13 protein-coding genes are annotated in these 19928 nt (G+C 44.2%); 11 read left to right on the top strand and 2 right to left on the bottom strand.

Features of this window, described 5'->3' with window-relative positions:
• Positions 1-220: 220 nt before the first annotated feature.
• On the bottom strand, positions 221-529 hold the full coding sequence (locus tag FLL46_RS10355) for a DUF1330 domain-containing protein (protein WP_142893441.1): 309 nt from the start codon (positions 527-529) through the stop codon (positions 221-223).
• A 144-nt stretch (positions 530-673) separates the two neighbouring features.
• A complete protein-coding gene (locus FLL46_RS10350) occupies positions 674-1120 on the bottom strand; it encodes a DUF4345 domain-containing protein (protein ID WP_142893440.1) in 447 nt (148 codons plus the stop codon).
• Positions 1121-1465: 345 nt separating this feature from the next.
• Here FLL46_RS10350 and FLL46_RS10345 point away from each other — a divergent pair, with 345 nt between their 5' ends.
• The 11 genes from FLL46_RS10345 to FLL46_RS10295 all read left to right on the top strand — a co-directional run bounded on the left by FLL46_RS10345 (position 1466) and on the right by FLL46_RS10295 (position 19923).
• Complete coding sequence (locus tag FLL46_RS10345) at positions 1466-2380, top strand: SDR family NAD(P)-dependent oxidoreductase (RefSeq protein ID WP_142893439.1); 915 nt, start codon at positions 1466-1468, stop codon at positions 2378-2380.
• A gap of 387 nt (positions 2381-2767) precedes the next feature.
• Entirely contained in the window at positions 2768-3616 is an 849-nt protein-coding gene (locus FLL46_RS10340) for a trypsin-like peptidase domain-containing protein (RefSeq protein WP_246119302.1), read from the top strand.
• A 95-nt stretch (positions 3617-3711) separates the two neighbouring features.
• Positions 3712-4383 carry an abortive infection system antitoxin AbiGi family protein gene (locus FLL46_RS10335; protein WP_142893437.1) on the top strand — a complete coding sequence of 224 codons (672 nt, stop codon included), beginning with the start codon at positions 3712-3714 and terminating at the stop codon, positions 4381-4383.
• A 324-nt stretch (positions 4384-4707) separates the two neighbouring features.
• Entirely contained in the window at positions 4708-5061 is a 354-nt protein-coding gene (locus FLL46_RS10330) for a hypothetical protein (RefSeq protein ID WP_142893436.1), read from the top strand.
• Positions 5062-5272: 211 nt separating this feature from the next.
• On the top strand, positions 5273-7738 hold the full coding sequence (locus tag FLL46_RS27380) for a phage tail sheath family protein (RefSeq protein ID WP_142893435.1): 2466 nt from the start codon (positions 5273-5275) through the stop codon (positions 7736-7738).
• Positions 7739-7755: 17 nt separating this feature from the next.
• A complete protein-coding gene (locus FLL46_RS10320) occupies positions 7756-8256 on the top strand; it encodes a phage tail protein (RefSeq protein ID WP_142893434.1) in 501 nt (166 codons plus the stop codon).
• 21 nt (positions 8257-8277) lie between these two features.
• Positions 8278-9120: a T4 family baseplate hub assembly chaperone gene (locus FLL46_RS10315; RefSeq protein WP_142893433.1), complete on the top strand. Its 843-nt coding sequence runs from the start codon at positions 8278-8280 to the stop codon at positions 9118-9120.
• Between the two features lie 31 nt (positions 9121-9151).
• Complete coding sequence (locus FLL46_RS10310; protein ID WP_142893432.1) at positions 9152-9961, top strand: hypothetical protein; 810 nt, start codon at positions 9152-9154, stop codon at positions 9959-9961.
• A gap of 7 nt (positions 9962-9968) precedes the next feature.
• Complete coding sequence (locus FLL46_RS10305) at positions 9969-11273, top strand: Pvc16 family protein (protein ID WP_142893431.1); 1305 nt, start codon at positions 9969-9971, stop codon at positions 11271-11273.
• A complete protein-coding gene (locus tag FLL46_RS10300; protein WP_142893430.1) occupies positions 11270-13168 on the top strand; it encodes an ATP-binding protein in 1899 nt (632 codons plus the stop codon). The genes FLL46_RS10305 and FLL46_RS10300 overlap by 4 nt, the downstream gene beginning before the upstream one ends.
• On the top strand, positions 13165-19923 hold the full coding sequence (locus FLL46_RS10295) for an eCIS core domain-containing protein (protein WP_142893429.1): 6759 nt from the start codon (positions 13165-13167) through the stop codon (positions 19921-19923). Before FLL46_RS10300 ends, FLL46_RS10295 begins: the two co-directional genes overlap by 4 nt.
• Positions 19924-19928 lie beyond the last annotated feature (5 nt).

Genomic DNA, 19928 nt, shown 5'->3' with positions numbered 1-19928 from the left:
AGTGGTATATATTGTAAACCAAGTTAAACTAAAAGTGGTCCATATTAGTAACGAGTTTACAAAAACTTTTAACTTTCTGGTTGCAATGATGTTATAGAATGTTGTGACTTTTTGGTATCCGCGAGTTAGCGAACTGTAGAAGTGACTTCAGTCGCTAAAGTAATTGTGGACAACAGATAAAGCTGCTCGCTCTTATCATCTGGATTTTGCTCAGTAACCGTTAATTAATTCGCTCGTTGGTCACATAAAACCTGATATGGCTAAAACCACGATCCCGCAATGGTATAATGGCGAGATAAGATGGATCGTCAAAAAATGCGGAGATAGCCTCTCTGTTTGGAAAAGAAACCACTATGAAAATTGCGGGAGCGTCTTTACCATCGAGCGCCGCTTCAACATCGTAAGTTGCAATTGGTACACCACCATGTTGTTTGAGGATTGATGGCGCCTGGCTTAAATAAGCTTGCAAAGAATCTTGTTGATTAGGGTTTGGGGTAGCTTCAATATGTAAAAAAATGGGCATTGTCATGGGGTTCTCCAAAAATAGTGATTGATTATTGGCTCAAAGGCCTGATACGCCGGACTGTTCTTTCGGATCTGAAAGTAATATAAATAATTCAAGCGAGTCATTTTTGATATTTCTTGCTCTCTTTTAACTTACCAGTGATAACCATTAATATTCTCTCAGATTCAGCTTTTTAATGAGGCGTTGGTGCCAAAGTAGTAATAATGGAATTACGCCAAGTTCAATGACCGTGGGAGCAACAACGGCGCTATCCACTATGCCAAATTCGATAATATTGGTCGCTCTGGCAAATCCGCCGATAAATAGCGAAAGTGCAGCAAAACGAAACAGGTTGGCATGTTGTTGAATGTTTCTTAAGAAAAATAATAAAACCAGGCCCTGGGTAAAAAAGACGCCAAATCCAAATCGATATTGGTTGTCTACAAAGCCTCTTAAGTTACTCTCGGACGTAAATAATAGCTCGCCGCCTGCCATGGATGAACTCACGTTAAGTCCACCAAATGCGCCGCCTCCGCCGGGTATAAAACAAATGATGGCGAGGATTACTACTAACACTTGAAATATTCTTTTTTCAACCAGATTAAATTGACTCATTTTAAAACTCTTGTCTGTTTGTCGATTGGTTACTCCATCTTATCGAAAGGCCAATTGAGTTTTTTGATATTTCTTGCGGTATTTTTCTGTCGCTCAGTTATCTTGATATAAGCACTACTATTCAAAACCTCATACCTGAAATCTATAGTGCGTAAGAATCTTGAATTGAATCATGTGAAGTTCATACTGTTCGTAAGACAGCAAGAAATATCAAATACTGGATTTTGAATTCAATTATATTTGCCTCATCACAATCGAGTGCAGCCGAAATCGATGTTTTAAGCTAGTGATTTAGCACTGCACTTTTGAATTTAACTTAAATATTGAATAAGCAAAGGTGAAGGCATGTTGAAAAGTATATTGATCACAGGCGCAAATGCAGGATTGGGTAAAGAGGCAGCAAGGCAATTAGCACTACAAAAGGGGATGGAAAAGATTTATCTTGGATGCAGAAACCTTGACAAAGCGAAGGCTGCTAAATTAGAGCTAGAAAGGTCAACAGGAAAATCTATTTTTGAAATTGTTCTTATCGATGTTGCTGATTTGAATTCTGTCAGAGCTGCCGTTGAGTCATTGAAAGAACCCATTGAAGGGTTGATTATGAACGCGGGAGGAACCGGCGGAAAAAGATTCTACGAAAAGACTAAAGACGGCGTAACCCAAATCTTTGCTGTGAATCTGTTAGGTCATGTGGTTTTGACTGAAGCGTTATTGAAAGCTGAAAAGTTAACAAAAGTAACATTGTATGCTGGTTCTGAAGCGGCAAGAGGTGTTAAGGAAATGGGGATGAAAAGGCCAGACCTGAAATCATCTTCAGTAGACGAATTTACTTCTATTTGTAATGGCATATTTTTTGGTAATACTAAAGACGCGACCAAACCTTATGGGCCAATAAAATACATGGCGGCTTTGTGGATGTCGTCAATTGCTCGACAGTATCCAGAAATCAGATTTGTCACTATGAGCCCCGGCGCTACTACTGGAACCGAAGGGTTTAACACGCTTTCTCCTGTTAAACAGTACATTATGAAAGGCATGATGAGAGTAATGTTGTTGTTGGGGAAAGTGCATAAGTTAGAAGTCGGTGCCAAACGGTTCGTAGACGGTGTTCAAAATGAGTCGTTTAAAAGTGGCGTTTTTTATGCGAGCAAATCCGGGCTTACTGGTCCTATCGCAGATCAGGGAACGATATTTTCAGATTTGAACAGTGAGATATTTCAGGATAACGCTAACGCAGCGATTCACAGGTTTATCAAATAAGAGGTGTGGGAGTGGGATGCGAAAATTATTTGACCCAATGCCCACTTCGGGCTGTTTTGATATAATTTAGTTAGAGGGCTCTTTTGACCCTTAACTGTCTATCGTTAGCTTCACCCTGATGGGCGCAAAAAATTCGAAAAACAGACGTTGAGGATCACACTCTCAACTCTAACCAAGGATAAAAGTGTTCATTAGTTGTTGTACAGTCGAATAAATTGTCTTTATTGAGTAAAAACAAAAAAACAGTTCTGTTAAAATGGTGAAAATTAAGTAAACCTTCGAAATATAAAAATAATTTGGTATAACGAAGTTTCTAACAAATTAGTTTTATGTTTTTCCAGAGTAGAATCACTGTTAAGCAAAAAAGGGGTTTAGTCATTGCCTAAGATGAAATACGTAGACCCACTTTCAGCCACATCTTTGTATATCGAGTTGTACTTTAATGACGTAAAGATCTCTACTGCAACAGCATTTGTGCTGAAATATGATGAAAAATACTATCTCATTACAAACTGGCATGTTGTTGCTGGAAGGGATGCGGACACTCGAGAATGCTTGGACAAAAAACACTGTTCGATTCCAAATAAGTTACTTGTGTCTTTCCACAAAAAAGGGGAACTTGGTCAGTGGCTGGAGAAAGAAATCCAGCTACTAGATGAAGATGGAACTCCGTTGTGGATTGAACATCCTCTATCTAATCTAATCGATGTCATTGCCATACCAATTATAGAAACTGACGAGATAGATTTTTTTCCGATTGATTTCTCACTTAAAGATACTGATATGGCTCCTCTAGTTGCAATGCCTGTATCGATAATAGGTTATCCTCTTGGCTTATCAATAGGCGGGAAGTGGCCTATATGGAAAACTGGGCACATTGCTTCTGATCACGATTTAGACTTTGTAAAAGATAAGCCAGCATTCCTTATTGATGCAACAACACGAGCCAGCATGTCCGGTTCGCCTGTAGTAATGAGAGCTGATAGCTTTCAGCGATTAAATGGGAATTATGCGATTGCGGCAGGTGTAAACACCCGTTTTCTCGGCGTTTATGCAGGGAGGATAAGTAGAGATTCTGAGATAGGCAGAGTTTGGAAACCATTTTTAATTTCTGAGATCATAGAACAAAAGCTCATATTCAATGAGGAAACAGGTCGGCTTGCACCAACAAGAAACTCAAACTGTCCATGCGGTAGTCAATCGAAATTTAAAAATTGTTGCGGTTCAGTTGCTTAACAAGAGTTGGTTGTTCGATGTTGTAAAAGTTGCTCCTACGTCACTACAATTAAAGCACGTCAACTACAGGTGTTAAGCGGCAGTAAGGTGGTACTATGCTTTTACATTTCACAAAATATCTGACTACCCTTGAGTCAATATTACATTCAAGCTCCTTTAGACTTGGGTATTGTACAGAATACTTTGGTAAAAAAGAGCAAATTATCTCTAGTGCTGCACATCCGATGGTATGCTTTAGCGAATATTCGGAACCAGAACTTAAATCCAGTAACATTACCTATGGTGGCTTTGCCGTTGCGCTGTCAAAAGATTGGGCAAGAAATAAAGGGCTAAGCCCCGTTTTATATGTAGAGAAAAACTCACAAGCAGCTACTGGTATAGCAGCATTACTTAAAGCGCGACAAAAACATGGTAAAGATGCAATACCTAAGAATTTGCGTTTACCGATAATGCAAGTAAAGTGTTTCACCAAACATGAAACTGGATACAATAGCTACCTTGAAGAAGATAACTATTGTTTCAAAAGTGAGAATGAATGGCGCTATGTTCCAACAAAAAAGCAAATTGGGCAAAACTATATATCTTTGAATAAAAGCACCTTTTTGAAGAATAAAGAGAAATACAATAATAGATTGACTTCATTTCCATTAAAATTTGAGCATTCCGATGTCGTTGCTATATACGTTCAAAACGAGGAGCAAAAAACCAAAATAACTAACCAATACAGTCATTTTTCCTCTCAAATCAAGTTGGCCACTTGGAAATAAACTGCGTAACCAATTGCTCTCCGCAAAACAAGGGTGTGAGCAAAACATTCCGACTGTCCGCTAATGAGAAAAATCAATATCTAATATACAAATGCCTGACAGGCAGCCAATGGCACTTAACTGCCTATTTCCCAATGACACGCAAAATCCCCTTTCAGGAAATTTTCGATTTATTCTCCGACTTATTTCAAGCTGTAGTAGATCCTAAAGTTAGATCCAAAGATCTAAAAAAGAACTAGTCCCCTTTCTAGATCTCCCTATCCATTCATTTTTCCCACCCGCTCATATAGGCTGATAAGTCTAAATGACTGGTGGGAAGGTTATTTGAAATTAGTTTGCGTGGCTACCGTCGGGTTACCTAATCTTCTCTCAGAAATCGTGAGTCATACGCTTGATGCGCAGAAAAATATGACGTTGTCAGCGAGTTTTGAGTTTCTATCGCAAGCTGAGCAAAAGCTTGCCGGGATCGATGTACTTATTACGTCAATGGAAGATAGTCAAAGTGAAGTGATTGACGAATTCTTATTCAGACATCCTACTTCTGTCATTATTAATCTATCCGATAGTGCAAGAACCGGAGAAATGATGAAGGTTGAAATTAACCGGTTTGAGTTCGACGATTTATCTCCCAAAGGGCTTATTCAAGCCATCGAGATGGGAGTGTCGAAAAACGAATAGATTTTTGCGTAATGCAACTGAGCAGAAACTGCAGTTCGAATTTAAGCAAGAGGATTTCAAAAATACTAGTTTTCAAAATACTAATTTTCCAAGCATTAGTTTTCAAAGCGCTGATTTTCAATGCGTATAAATTCAAAAAGCTGAGTGATTATTCATCAAAAGCTTGACCAACAGTTTATGAAAGTCATGGACCGTAAGGAGCCTCACTTCAATGTCTAATTTAACGTATCCAGGTGTTTATATAAAGGAAGTGCCCAGTGGCGTTCGCACCATCGCTGGTGTCAGCACTTCCATCGCCATGTTTCTCGGTCGCGCAAAACAAGGCCAGTTGAATAAACCAATTCTCTGTTTGAGTTTTGAAGATTTCGAACGAACATTTTCGTCGACATTCGCGGATAGTGATTTAGCTCGTTCAGTAAAACTATTTTTTAGTAATGGCGGTAATCGCTGTTATGTGATGCGAATTGCCGACATGACAACAGCCAGAGCCTCTAGTGTTGCCTTACAAAATGAAGGCAATATTGACACTTTGCAACTTGACGCGAAATCCGAAGGATTATTCGGTGATAGCATACGCGCCCATGTTGATTACGATACAGCGCTACCCGAAACGACATTTAATGTGACGCTTTTTCGCTGGGAGCAAAATTCTTCTGGTGTGCTTCAGCAGACCTTGTTGGAAACCCACGTTAACCTTTCTATGGATTCCAACAGCTCGCGTTACGCTCCCGACGTAATTAATCGAGATTCAGCCTTGGTTGATGCCACTGACCTGACTGCCGGTGTGTTGGGAGATGGTTATTCTCAATCAGGTTTTGCCGTCTCAGCGCGGACTAATACTATTTATCGTAACCAATGGATGGCAACGCTGGGCGCTGGCGTTTCGACCAATCGTTTTATGATCAGCGTCGATGGGATTGCCGCCCGCGAAGTGAACTTAAGCAGCCTTGATTTCACCGATGGAACCCATCCGTTACCGCTAACAACGCCAGCCAATACTGTGGCAAATCTAGCACAACGAATTCAGGATGTGATTAACAATGACGTGCTATCCGGCACGGGGGCGAGTGTTACTGTGGAAATCCCTGCCGTTGGCGGCGGACCTTATACGTACCCTGCTGATCCTGTTGGCCCGGCGGGGCCCGTTGGACAGGACAATGAATTCACCAGCTTTCTGAGAATTAGTTCAGCCAATGGTGATGTGACGATTGAGCCTGCGACCACTGAAGATTTAGCCGTTTCTTTAATGTTAGGAACCGGGCAAGGCGGCGTTGAAGTTGGCCAACATGCACCGCGTCGTCCGGCGCCAAGTGGTTACGTCACTTCCATGGATGATTTGGTCGCTTTTGGTAGTATGTTGCAATCAGATTTCGATCACATTGTTGTTGACGGAACATCGATTTCTGTCGCTGGTGGCGCTCACGATATCAATACAACAGGTGGTGGTGTTGTCGGTGCGCGAATGTATCAGGATGCAACCGCAACGGACCAAAATGATGGTCGTGGTGGCGTTCAGGAAAAGCTGGCGATACTTGCTGCGGCGATTAACGATCACGCATTGTCTGATCCAGGATTCCAATATGAAGCTGCAGTGTGGGGCAATCGTCTTTCAATTAAAGCGACTGCCGGTGGCGATAATCAGATTGTTGTTGTCACCACTGAAAGCGGTGGTGGGGCAGGTCCAAATATTTCAGCAAATGCAATCGATAACACTCGCTACTACGCACTTGGTAACTCTGGTCTGGCACAGTTTCAAACTCCCGGCTTACCCGGTAATGATGGTGGAAAACCTCTCGCTATCGATTATGAAAATGCCTATCGAATTATTGATAACGAAATCGATCTTTTCAATTTGCTGATTTTACCCAGAGATCACGATAATTCTGACGCGGAAACTCGCCGACTGTGGGGCCCGGCGTCTGTGTTTTGCCAAAAACGAAGAGCATTTCTGTTAATGGATCCACCTGATGACTGGACCACTCCGCAAGCAGCGACAAGCGCTGCCATTGGTGTCAATTCATTGCGTGTCGGATTAGTAAAAAACCGGTCTGCAGTTTTTTATCCAAAAGTTCAGGTGCTCGACAATAGTAAAGAAGTTTATGTCGGTGCAAGTGGAGCCATTGCTGGTTTAATGGCGCGCGTTGATGGAGCTCGGGGTGTGTGGAAAGCGCCTGCCGGTGTTGAAGCCGATTTACGTGGTGTACTTGGTGTCGAACATAAATTTTCAGACGATCAAAATGGCGTCCTCAACCCAAAAGCGGTGAATACTATCCGACTCTTTCCCAATGGAATTGTCAGCTGGGGAGCTCGCACCATGGACGGCGATGATGGTTTTGGATCGGAATGGAAATATATCCCCATCGTTCGCACTGCGCTCTACATTGAGGAGTCTTTATATCGAGGTTTGAAATGGGCAGTCTTTGAGCCGAACGACGAACCTTTATGGTCACAAATTCGACTTAATGTCGGTGCATTCATGCACAACCTTTTCCGCCAGGGGGCGTTTCAGGGAGCGACACCTAAGGAAGCGTATTCAGTGCAATGTGATGCAACCACTACGACTCAAAATGATCGTAACCTGGGCATTGTGAATATTTATGTCGGGTTTGCGCCACTGAAGCCAGCCGAATTTGTGGTCTTACATTTACAACAGCTAGCCGGTCAGGTTCAGGTTTAATTTAAAGGAGACAAACCATGGCTCAATTTACGGTTAATACCCATCGTTTCGATCCCTACAAAAACATGAAGTTTCTGATCAAGTGGGATGGTCAATATGTGGCGGGTGTTTCAAAAATTTCTGCGTTAAAACGCACCACAGAAGTTGTTGAACATCGCGAAGGCGGTGACCCAAGTACACCCAGACGTAGCCCCGGTACATCAAAGCATGAAGCAATTACTTTGGAGCGCGGTGTTACTCACGACCCAGAGTTTGAAGCCTGGGCTAACTCGGTCAATCATACCGACGGCGATGCGGCGATGTCGCTTAAAAACTTTCGAAAAGATCTCATCATCGAGCTTTTAAATGAGCAAGGTAATGTCGCTAAAGCATACAAGGTTTATCGCTGCTGGGTGTCTGAATATCAGGCTATCCCTGAGCTCGATGCCAACGGAAACGTGATCGCAATCGAGTCGATGGTTCTGCAAAACGAAGGGTGGGGGAGAGATACTGACGTCGCTGAACCCACTGAGACTTAATGCTGCTGGGAGTGCAATTTAATGTCTCAACGCGTCGCCTTACAGTTTTATCGAGACGAGCGCCATCGACCGCCGTTTTCGATTCGGTTGCCAGAATTAACAGGACAGCACGAGCTATCGACAAACGGTGTTGATACTCAGTGCGCTGTCTCACTTGTGCAGCAATTGTTTAAAGAGGATGCGAATGGCATCAAAGTTGACCTCCTCACTGCCTCTGACAGGGATGGTGTGTTAGCGGCTTTACATCGCGAATGCTGGGGAGACAAAATTGTTTCATCGCTTTATTGCGAAGATTGCGATGATTTTTTTGATTTGTCGTTCACTCTGTCCGAATTACAACGTCACTTGCTTTCCCAACAATCAGAAAAAAACTTTCAGCAAACTGTTGTGAAAAATGCAACGGTTCAGGTTGATCAGCACCATCTTTCGATTCCTGTTTCATCACAAGAAACTGTGCTTGGAAATCTGCCAGAAAGTGAAGGTTTGAATCAGTTGCTCAAAACTTGTTGCGATTTCGATGATGGGGCCGACGGTGGTATCGGAGAAAATACAAATGACAAAGTGGAAGACTTATCAAAGAAGCTATCAGACAGCAAGGTTGAATCAATCGCTGCCGAGTTAGAGCAGGTCGCACCTATTCTTGATCTGGATCTCGATGCCACCTGCCCGGATTGCAATCGACAACATCAAGCATCCTTTGATATTCAATCATTTGTGTTGCAACGATTGTTAAATGAGAAAGAACGATTGTTAGCTGAAGTTCATTTGATCGCATTAAATTATGGCTGGTCGTTACAGGAAATTTTAAGTTTGCCGCGCAAGACGCGAAAGTCGATAGCCGATTTAATTGAGCAAAGCTTGTAGGTTGGGTAGAGGGTATGAAAGAGACAAAAACATGAACTATTTCCAACGATTGATCAAAAGAGCAAAAGCACAAGCAGCTGGTTCGCAAAGCTCGCTTTTCGACCCTTTTGCTAAAACTGCCCATGACCCAGTTCAATGGCCGCAAAGTCAATCGGTTACGAAAGAAGTCGATAACAAAAAAATGGCTAGTCCTCTGTCGCCAGTTCAAACTGACGAAGCCAAAGTTCAAACCCAGAAAAAAACGACGGAATACCAATCAGAAACTCATTTAACAGAAGTAAAAGAGAATCATAAAACTGTGGTGCCAGCTCAAGATGTTTCTGATATTCAAAGTGATAAAAAACTTACACCTCAGCCTGAGGAAAATAACCCCAATATTTTGAATAAAACGCCAGGGATTGCGATCATCGACCAGATAATGGAACCCTATATTGAGTCTTTTAAAGCTGTCGATAAAAAAGCAAAGCCAGAAGAAAAAAAGTCAGTAAAGCCTCCTCAGAAAGTAAACAAAAAAACTGAGCCGAATAATAACACTGAGCATATTCAAACACAGAAAAAAAAAGCAGTAACAGCTGATAATGTCATTCAGCCAATAACTCAAAAGTTAACATCTAAAACTCCTCAGCCAAAAAAAATAGAGGCTGATAAACAAGCGTTGATTGCCGAAGTAGTCGAGAAAAGAATTCAAGAAGTTGAACAAAAACTAACTCAAAACACCCAAAACAAAAAGCCCAATGCACCGCAAGAGCAGGTTGTGATTGTCAATCGCACCACCACTCAAACCGGAGAGCGAAAATCAACGGGGGGCGGTTCTCCCCATATTGGTATAGGTCAATTGTGAGCAGCTTATGGCTTTATTAGATATCAGTCAGGTCACTCAAACTTTTGTCAGCGCATTGCAATCGCGTCTGCCCAGTTTTTCTGATTGGCCGATGGCGACACCATTAACGGTTTCCCCGGCTGCACCGGATTCAGTCGGCGCTAACCATGCCATCAGCTTTTATCTTTATCACATTAAAGAAGCTGCTCACACGAAAAATCAAGATTGGCAAGCCAGCAATACACAGGTGCCGCAGGCTTTTAAATCAATGGGACTGACCCTCTATTACATCATGACGCCGCGAAGCAATATTGTCGATCTGGAAGACCGCGCTTACGCTGATCAACTGACTATGGGGCTAGCTTTAAAAACGTTACACGAAACTCCCATTATTGATGATACAACCACCGTTAACTCCACCGGCGGACCGGTAATTGTTATGCCCTTGGCAATGCGAGGCAGAGATAACCGGTTGCGTATCACATTGCGTTCAACGCCAGCCAACGAAGCTTCTGAATATTGGCAAGCCGGTACTTTATCGGCGCGGCTTTCGGCTTATTATGAAGTGGAAGCAACGCTGTTAGAGCCAGAGCAACTTCAGTCTGGCGGCGGTCGAGTTTTTGCGGTGGGCATACATACTTTTATTCGTAATCAACCACAAATTATTGGCACAAAAAGCAGTTTAACGATTACTATTCCCGGCGACCCAGAACCGAGAAGTCTCGAATTTTCACCGGCGGAAGTCAGTCTCGGTAACACTCTGGAAATTTTTGGTAGCGATTTAAAAGGGGACTCAGCAACCGCGTTGTTGCTCGCCCATCGCGATTTTATTGACGCAGTAGAAGTGGACGCTGCCTGGTCACTGGAAACCAATGGTAGTTCAGTGACGGTGACTGTTCAGGCGGCGGCTGGCGCACAGGCTATTTTGCCTGGAGTTTATGGGGCAATCATTCGTACCACTGATCGGCGACGATTACCTGATGGGCGCTATCGAGATTTTGATCGTTTGTCCAATCAGGTTGCTTTCGCCATTACGCCGAGCATTCTCAACATTAATCTGGTTGCCACCGAATTTGTCATTCAAGTTCAGGGATTTGAGCCTCACTTGTTGGCGAATGATGAAATCTTACTTTTTGTCGGACAACATCGATTGCAACGCACCAATGTAAACCCGCCGCCACAAGGAGAATTTGTGGCGCCTGCTGCGCCGCCGGTGGACACTGATAAAGTGATCTTTCGATTACCAGCGGGCATTGCGCCCGGCTCGCAGATGATGGTTCGTTTGGTCGTACGAGGCGCGGAATCTGGACCGCACTGGATAGAAGCACCATGAGCATCGCTGCTGAGTCAATTAACCAGAAAGAGTCGCTGTCCGGTGGTGAACGTGATTATTGGTCACAGCTGCTCGCTAATGTCCTTAGTGATCGAAAAACACCGCTAGCTAATGAGCCTAAAGCGTCGCGTCTAACATTGTTATCACATATGTTTGGCCTTAATGAGTTTGAAAAAAAACTGGTCGCAACTTTATGGGTGTGTGCTTATTCACCAGAACTGCGAAACCATTTAATGACTTTTGACCCCGTTGTTCCGGTACTTTCGCCATTATTGGTTGCGCGTGTTTTCCAATTGGATCCCGTGTACAGGTTGAGCACCGAGTCGCCGCTTGTTATTTGGGAAATGATACGTGAACAGGAATTAGTGGATGGATCGGTTACCCTGGCAATTGATCCACATATCGTTTCCTGGTTAGAAGGGAATAACGATCTTGATCATTGGTTGGTTAGTCGCGTCAATTTACTCACACCGAGTTTTCAATTAAAAAGTTGGTCGCTCAACCGTTACAAAAAAAAGATTTCTGCCCACCTTAAAAAAAATCAATCTTGTCGAATTTATCTCGATACTGATGATGAATTACTGGCGCAGGCTTTTGCGACAGAACTAGCACAACAGTTGGGTATTGTTGTTGCTAAATACGATATTGACAATTTATCACCAGAACTGAGTTATCGTTTTTCAATGAGAGTTCAAAGGCAGTCATTTCTTGACCGCTGTGCGCCAATGTTTTTTCAAAATCAGCAGGCATTAAGTCAACCTAATGGTATCGCTGTTTTCCCATTACAGTTTGTGGTTGGAACGCCACAGGCCTGGAACCTGAAACAGGATATTAAAGATGTCGTGATTGAAATTCCTGAACTGACCAATCAGGACCGAAAAGTGATTTGGCAATATGCACTACCGAACATTACCAAATGGCCGAAAAAACATGTTGATGATTTGATTTGGCGATCACATCACAATGCCACTGAAATTATTCGCATCGGTGCTAAGCAACCCAAACAGCTAAAACAGGTGACAGAGTATATTCGGAGCACCAGGCACAATGATTTAGATGGTTTGGCACAGCCGGTGAACAGCCAGTTTAACTGGCAAGATTTGGTGGTGCCGAAGGATTTGGAAGACAGGTTACAAGAAGTTGTGTTCGAAGCGCGTGAGCGAAATCGAATTTGGTCTGATCCTGAAGCTCGTCGGCTATTTCCTCATGGGAGAGGATTAGTCGCCTTATTTTCTGGACCGCCCGGCTCGGGCAAAACGATGGCCGCGCAAGTGATTGCTAATGAGCTAGGGCTTGATTTATTACGTATTGACCTTTCCGCAGTTGTTAGCAAGTGGGTGGGAGAAACCACGCAGAATTTACAAAAAATTCTTTCTGCGAAAATCAGTCAGCAATCGGTTTTATTTTTTGATGAAGCAGATTCAATTTATGGGAAACGGGTTAACGATATAAAGGATGCCAATGATCGCTACGTCAACATGGACAGCGGACACTTGATGGTCGCGCTGGAAAATTTTGACGGTATCGTGTTAATGGCGACTAATTTAAAAGCTAATATCGACGCTGCGTTTATTCGCCGCATTCGCCACACGGTAGAGTTTTCTAAACCGACGGTACAGGCGCGCGAGAGAATCTGGCTAAGCGTCATTGGCGCATTATTTGATGAGCCGACCGTGAAAAGCCTAGCCGGCGATATTGTTAATCTGGCAAAAATTGAAGCTACCGGCGCGCAAATAAAAAGCGCAGTACTTTCCAGTATTTTTTCCATAAAACGCCATAAGATACCGCTGTCGATCCAGTTGCTGGGCGAAATGTTGTGTCGAGAATTATCCAAAGATGGTCGGGGATTATCGGAACGTGAACTAGATCAGATTTTAACGGGTTCGCGACAATGAAAGTTAACCGAGCCATGCGAGCCAGAAGGCGTTATCGACATCGAAATGAAGTGAATCGTTTAGCCGAAAAAAACGCTAACAAAGCCGCCTCTCGTTTTGTTCAAGGTGATATTCGATTATCCCGTTTTGTTAATCCTGCCCGGGCAGCGAACTTTCATTTGCCTGGATCGGCTTCCGAGCAATTGCCAACGGCATTAAAGGAAGAGTTAGGGATTGCTTTTGGAGCTGATTTAACGCCAATAAGAGTCCACCATGACAGTCGTGCTCAACGAGCAGTCCAAATGGAAAACTCGCGAGCTTTTGCTAGTGGAGTGCATATTTATTTCGGTGCCAATCAGTATCAGCCGGATACGATGAGCGGTCGCGAATTGATCGCTCATGAAGTGACTCATGTTTTGCAACAAACAGGTCGAAAAGTTGCTGAGGATAATTTGGAAATTATTCCTGGCGCGACGGGGAGTGGTCCGGTTCAACATCAGGGAGAACCAGAGTTATCTGATGACGAACCCGATGAATCGATATTTAACGCCTTGATTGATGCCTACCAACGAGGTGAACAAGCGGGTGACTTGGAAAATACCATGATTGAAGTCGGTGATTTGGTTGAACATGGACTTGTTGCCAACCCAACTCGGCCCAGGTTTGCGATGCCGCTGGTGAACGCGGTTCTTGCCACTCAATTTAACAACCGTTCGGGTCAGTCAAAAGGTTTTGTCATTGATTGTTTGAAAATTTTAGGATTTTTCCCCGCGGCGAAATATTTAATTGATTGGGATGGGCGACTTGAGGCGACAGTGATTGTTCATTCGTCTGCTTTTATTGGTTTTTTGCGCAGCCAGAATGATGTATTCAATTGGGCTGCCGGTGCTTTATGGTTTCGAGATTTTCAACGCTATTGGCCTCACACCATTATTTCTGATTATCGTTCTTTTTTCTTAACACCCCATGCCCCACCGCCGGCTGCAAATAGCCGAATTCAAACTGCACGCAATGAGGCTGTTACGCAAAGAACGACGCAAAACCAGAATATGACTGTGTTACCACAGGAACGCGTGGTCATCGCATGGGATGCTTTAGTTGAAATCGATCGTCAGCGCCTACTGGATTGTCAGGCGATCCGTGGCGAAGTCAATCGAGTTTACTCCGACTTTACGCCGACCGAGAGGTTAATAAATGGAATTACCAATGTAAAAAATCGAGAAAGAGAGATTCTCGATTCTGACACTGAGCCGGCGTGGCGAAAAAACCTTGCCGAGAGTTTATTGCAGATGATCGAACGTGATATCGATCCATTATGGCAAAGATTACAGGAAGATATTGCACACGTCAGGGCCGAATTCGGCGCCTTCACTATTGCTCAACTGCTCGATCCATCGACCAGAAGAACGTTTGTTGGTGAAGATGAGCGAACTAGCGTTCAATTGCCGAGGTTTCCTGCAAGAGGCCACCGAGAACCTTTTGTCAATCAATTGCATGCTGTGGTGTTGGAACATGCTCAGGCAATTTTCGCAGAAAGCGTCGGCAGCGTTCGAGCGGGGCCCGATGATGCTAGCGCGCAAGGTGCTGCACTCGGTGAAGGATTGCCGTCGCCGGAAGATTATCAGCAAAGACTCACCGCATTTATCAACGCGATGGAACAATCTACTCGCTCAGGTAATCGAACTTTACCATCGCTATTTGAGCAAATTGATCGTTCTTTAAGACGCCGTGCATTACAGAGAAGACGAAACGAAGAACTCGTTCGTGGTCTGGCTTTGATGTCATGGTTTACCGATATGCTGGTGTGGCAATCGCAGCGTTACAACCAGCAAGGTGATGAGGCCACGCCTAATTTTGTTGATGAGTTAGGTTTCCACCGACTGCAACTGGCGAGAACTTTTTTATGGTTTGCCCGCTGGATGGGATGGCAGGATATTGTTGACGCAACTAAAGAAGCGTTGTCAGCTGGAACGGGTTTACACTTACCGCAACTTTGGATCCGTGATGAATGGCGAGTTGATACAGACACGTCTTTAAGGAAGTTACGACAAGATTTTCCAAGCTTATTGAATGAACCTTTTATTAGTGAGGTTCCTTTTACTTTACTACATATTATTCGTTGGTTTCGGTTAAGTTTAAAACGCCGTTTGCGAAGCGCGTTGTTAGGTTATCTGGCGAGTGAGTCAACGGCTTCGGCGAACACTGAAATTGATTTCGCCGCGATCAATAATTTGCGCCAGGACCCATCGGCAGTACAGGCCAATTTCCTGGCAAATGCAGAGGCGGAATTTGAAGCGCGGGCTCGGGGTGATGCGGCAAGTATTTTTCAGTTGAACATGCCGCAACGATTTAAAGTGACTGATTGGGACGCGCTAATTCCACCAAATAGTGACGCGCGTTGGGATGATATGATTTATCAGCATCCGAAAACGCAAGCGTCAATCGTTCGTCATAAAAATAGCGGTGCGTTTCACTTTGCGATAGTACCGCGTCGGGTAGAGCAGCGAGTATTTTTATGGATTTTACCCTCATTGCAGGGGCTGGTTAATCTGGCTCGTGATTTACCTTCGTTGCGCCAGGTTGCTGGATCTCAGGCGGCGAATCTGGGAACTTTTCTAAACGCAATACACCGCGACAATATCGACTATTCCGAATGGGATTTTGTTAACGAAAGGATCAACTCGGCGCTACTCGGGCTTATCCGACCCATTAATCGTGAGATGCCTGATTTGTGGCGTCGGTTTACCACTTTGCAACGCCGAATTTTAACAATGCAACTCAAGCGGCGTTTTGCAGGTTATTTAACCGAAAGAAGAGTGACCGCCAGATTAGAAGATGAGACTGATGAAGAAGCCGGTGCCAGAATTCAAGCACCAATAACCACGATAAGGGATATCTCGCGGTTTCGGTCCAACGCCAGACCGCGTGATGAAGCTGATGCCCAGATTGCTTTGCTGGTGTTGACAATGGCTGCAGAATTCGACCGTCTTTTTTCTCGCCGAGATCAAGAAAACGCAGTGGCTCGTGATTACTATCAGTTGTTTGAAGAGACGTTGCAATTTAGTACTCCGGGTAATGCTGAGAACCTTCAGAAATTGCGTCGCATTACCAATGTGTATGATGAGCTTGGTGGCAGAATCGCCTACATCAACAGAAACCTTCTTCGTGCTCGTGCACACCTGAGAAACGCTCAGCGAACCATTACAGAAAACTTTGCTGAAGCACAAAGTCAAATTGGTTTTGAGGGAGCCGATCACGATGGCACCACTGTCATTCGTTCAATGGCTTTTCGTTCGGGTCCGATTTATCCCACTAGTGAAACGAATCCTGACCCAATGCACCAATGGCATATTGGTATGACCGCTGACAATACCGGACACATTCAGGAAGGAAGCGGTAATGTTGTCAGAGTAACGAATGTTGCCAGGCATTTTGAATACAGGCCGGCAGTTGGCAGCCAGGGGTATGGGCCTTACATTCCACCTCTGTATAAAAATAGTGAAGGAGAAACTTTTGGCGGAATGACCGGAAGGCCGATTCCACACGACCAGTTGTTTTCCATTCAAATTGGTGAAGGAACTACGGCGCGAGTTGTTTTCGCCGATGATGACCCTGCTCTGATGACCCGTTACAACGATATGTTTTTGTGGCGTGGTTTTCAGATCCATATGGAAAATCTGGCGGCGGTTACGCAAGCGTCAATGGAATTACTAATGGACGCTGTCGCTATGGCAACCGGTTTGGTCATTCCACAGGTCATTGCGCAAACGCTTCAATTTGTTTCCAGCGGTGACCTGGAAGAAATGGTTCGACAACTTCAGGATGACCCCTGGAGTGTGGCCGAGCAGTTGGTAGAGAGAATTCAAAATGAACTGCTGACGCCAGAAAATATCTGGAAATTTTTATTGTTGGCGGGACAGCATCGGAATCCTCTCAGTGGGCTGTTGAACTTAAGAAGCACTCGAAACGCCAGACCTGCACCACCACCAAGAACACGAATCGGTAGAGTCGTTCGCTCTTTGCGACTCTTGGGAACGCGTTTTCATAATGCGATCAATCGACTGCGCTCCCGCGCTCGTGGCCCGATTCGGTCAGTACAGGGTAATCTGGCTATGCGCCCAACACTTTCCTGGGTAATGCGAAGAGCAATAACTGTGCTAAGAGCATTAAATGATCTTATTCCACCAGAGGTTGGTGAAGCAATTGCGCGGGGGGATGTTCCGGTTACACCTGACGCTATTCGAGATGCGGTTGGCGAAAGCATTGAAGATATCACGACTGATTTACGCCGTAATACATTGGAAATTTTAACAGCGATCGAAGCCATTGAATTGCCCGGAGAGTTAATCGATTTGACTTTAGCGACTGAACTCATTGTGATGCTGGTAGCCGATCGATTCGGTGCTAAAGCGAGAATTGTCAGAAGGGCATTAGAATTGATTCCTGTGCCACAGGATCGGCAAGGTCGTTTTACCGGCTTTAAATCTTTGTATACCTACATGGCGGAGCAGATTGGAGATATCTGGCGTGATACTGCTTTAGATCCCAACCGTTATTGGCGAGAAGATGTGTTACCGTTAATCGGTAATGAATTTGTAGAATTGCGAGATCAATTCGTTAATGATTTATATCGAACGATTAATCGTTTTTTGAGTACTTTGGGCCAGGCACCGCTTGAGCGTCCCGAAACTGATAGCTTGCCTTCCACGGAAGTAATACCCGAAACACTCGAAACCGAGGCTTCACTTCAACCCGGAATTTCTAATCAGAGCGTTAATTTGTCGAGTTGTGGCTGGCATTTGCCACGTCAATCAGGAATACCATTTTCGTCGAGTTTACGTCAGCCATATGAACAGAAGTTTGGCCAGAATTTTTCTCATGTCAGATTACATCATGGTAATGCAGCTGTACCTGCTACTACACCTATCGGTGCCAACGCAGTCACCAGTGGAAGCCATATCTTTCTTAATCCTAAGCTCAGTCTGAATTCTCCTGGTGTGCAACCGACTTTAGCCCATGAGTTAACTCATGTAGTGCAACAAACTGGTTCACATCCGTTAAGTGGAACAGCGCCCCAGCCTAAATGGGGGCGCTCGGGAACATTACGTTTTGACCATCAACGTGAGCAACAGGCTGACCGAGTGTCACAGTCTTTTTCATCGGGTCACCTGAACATGGGTTACACAAATTATTCTGATGATGGCGTGCAGCCGAGTATCACCGACAGAACCATGAGCAGCATTATCGAAACCCTGACGGAAGTGGGTTATGACGCTGATGCCGAACAAGACTTTACAGCAGACTCAACAGGACCGGTTCCTGGCATCGAAATTGCGCGTCGCTTGTGGGGCGAAGTGTGGACCAAATTAGGCAATTTAAACACTGGTAGTAATGATGACTTTGCTCGATTTACGCAAGATCCCAATGTGCCGATTCCGGGAATAACACCGGCAAATGTAAGAGATAAAATTAAGACCCATTTAACCCGCAGCAGAAGCTTTGGTGATCAGGCTATTACTGGAATCGCAACTTTAGCACAGAAACCAATACGTCAAACTGATCGCAACCAGCCACAAAGCGAGTTAAAGGTTAGTCGGTTTGTTAATCTATTAGAAAATTTTATATTTGCTGAAAAAGGTATTGGCTTACAAATTTCAGTGTCGCGTACTGAGCCGAGAACAATCCAAAATGTTAAAGTGATTAACGTCGCGTTGGAGCGTATTGGTGGCCGAAGCCGTTTATGGAAAATTGCAGTGACTGCGGGATTTACCGGCAGAAGAATACCAATTGATGCCCGGTTACAAAATGGCGTTCGGCAAAGGCTCAGAGCTATGGGGCCTCAGGCGAGGATCTGGGATAGTAACGAATTTAAATTTTCTAATCATTTTGTCACAGAATTTGTTGAAATTCGCGAGCAAGCATTACGCGGTAACTTAACGGATGTACCAACTGTTGCAAATTACAAAGATACTACCAACAACCGCGGAGATAGTTTAGCGGTTTCTACTCACGGACGTTTAACCCGTGGTCGTTCGATTGGTACCTTTAACCGGGAATCTCACCATACTACTCAATATTTGCTCGCAGAATTTTTTAGCAATAAGCACGGAACTCGAAAAGCTTTTCCCGCACATCATTCGCGTTATCCAACAGCGGTTAAGTTTGCCAACACTACTCAGACTGGTGGTGTGGTCAATTCGATTGATGCGCCAGGTAGAAGCGAAATTAAAATTACTGCACTCGACCCTACATCGGGGCGTGGCGATGAAATGCCGGCAGTTTTATTGTCAGCTCGAACTCATCAACGCGGTAAATTGCATGTGCTCAGTGAATCTGTCTGGAATGATAATGCGACCATGGGATTTGATACTGATAACTCGTCGTCGCAAGGTTTGGCAATTCAGAATACTTTCAACCGAAACCTTCCTGTTGCCTTGCGCACCCGAGATGGTTCGGAAGCACACCGACAAAGATTTGAACATCAGCTTAATACCAATATGGCAGGCGCAAATCGGGCTTTTTATGATGCGACTGTAGCCACTTATCACTGGATGTATAACAGAATGATTCCGGCATTGCGCAATGGACTGAAAACAGAAGAGTTAGCTTATTATCGAAGTATAGCCGCAATCAATCATTCGCTAAATCCAGATTCAGATGATCCCGGTTTAGAGGCTGCTTACAATTTACGAGAGACTGATCTGAACCAGGTTTTTCGAGCTGCTAAAAGAAATAATGATCAAGTGATGAGTAGAAAAGGCTGGCCCACACCTTAGCGGAA

Source organism: Aliikangiella coralliicola, assembly GCF_007004725.1.
GTDB lineage: Bacteria > Pseudomonadota > Gammaproteobacteria > Enterobacterales > Kangiellaceae > Aliikangiella > Aliikangiella coralliicola.
This window is presented reverse-complemented; position numbering and strand designations above follow the sequence as displayed.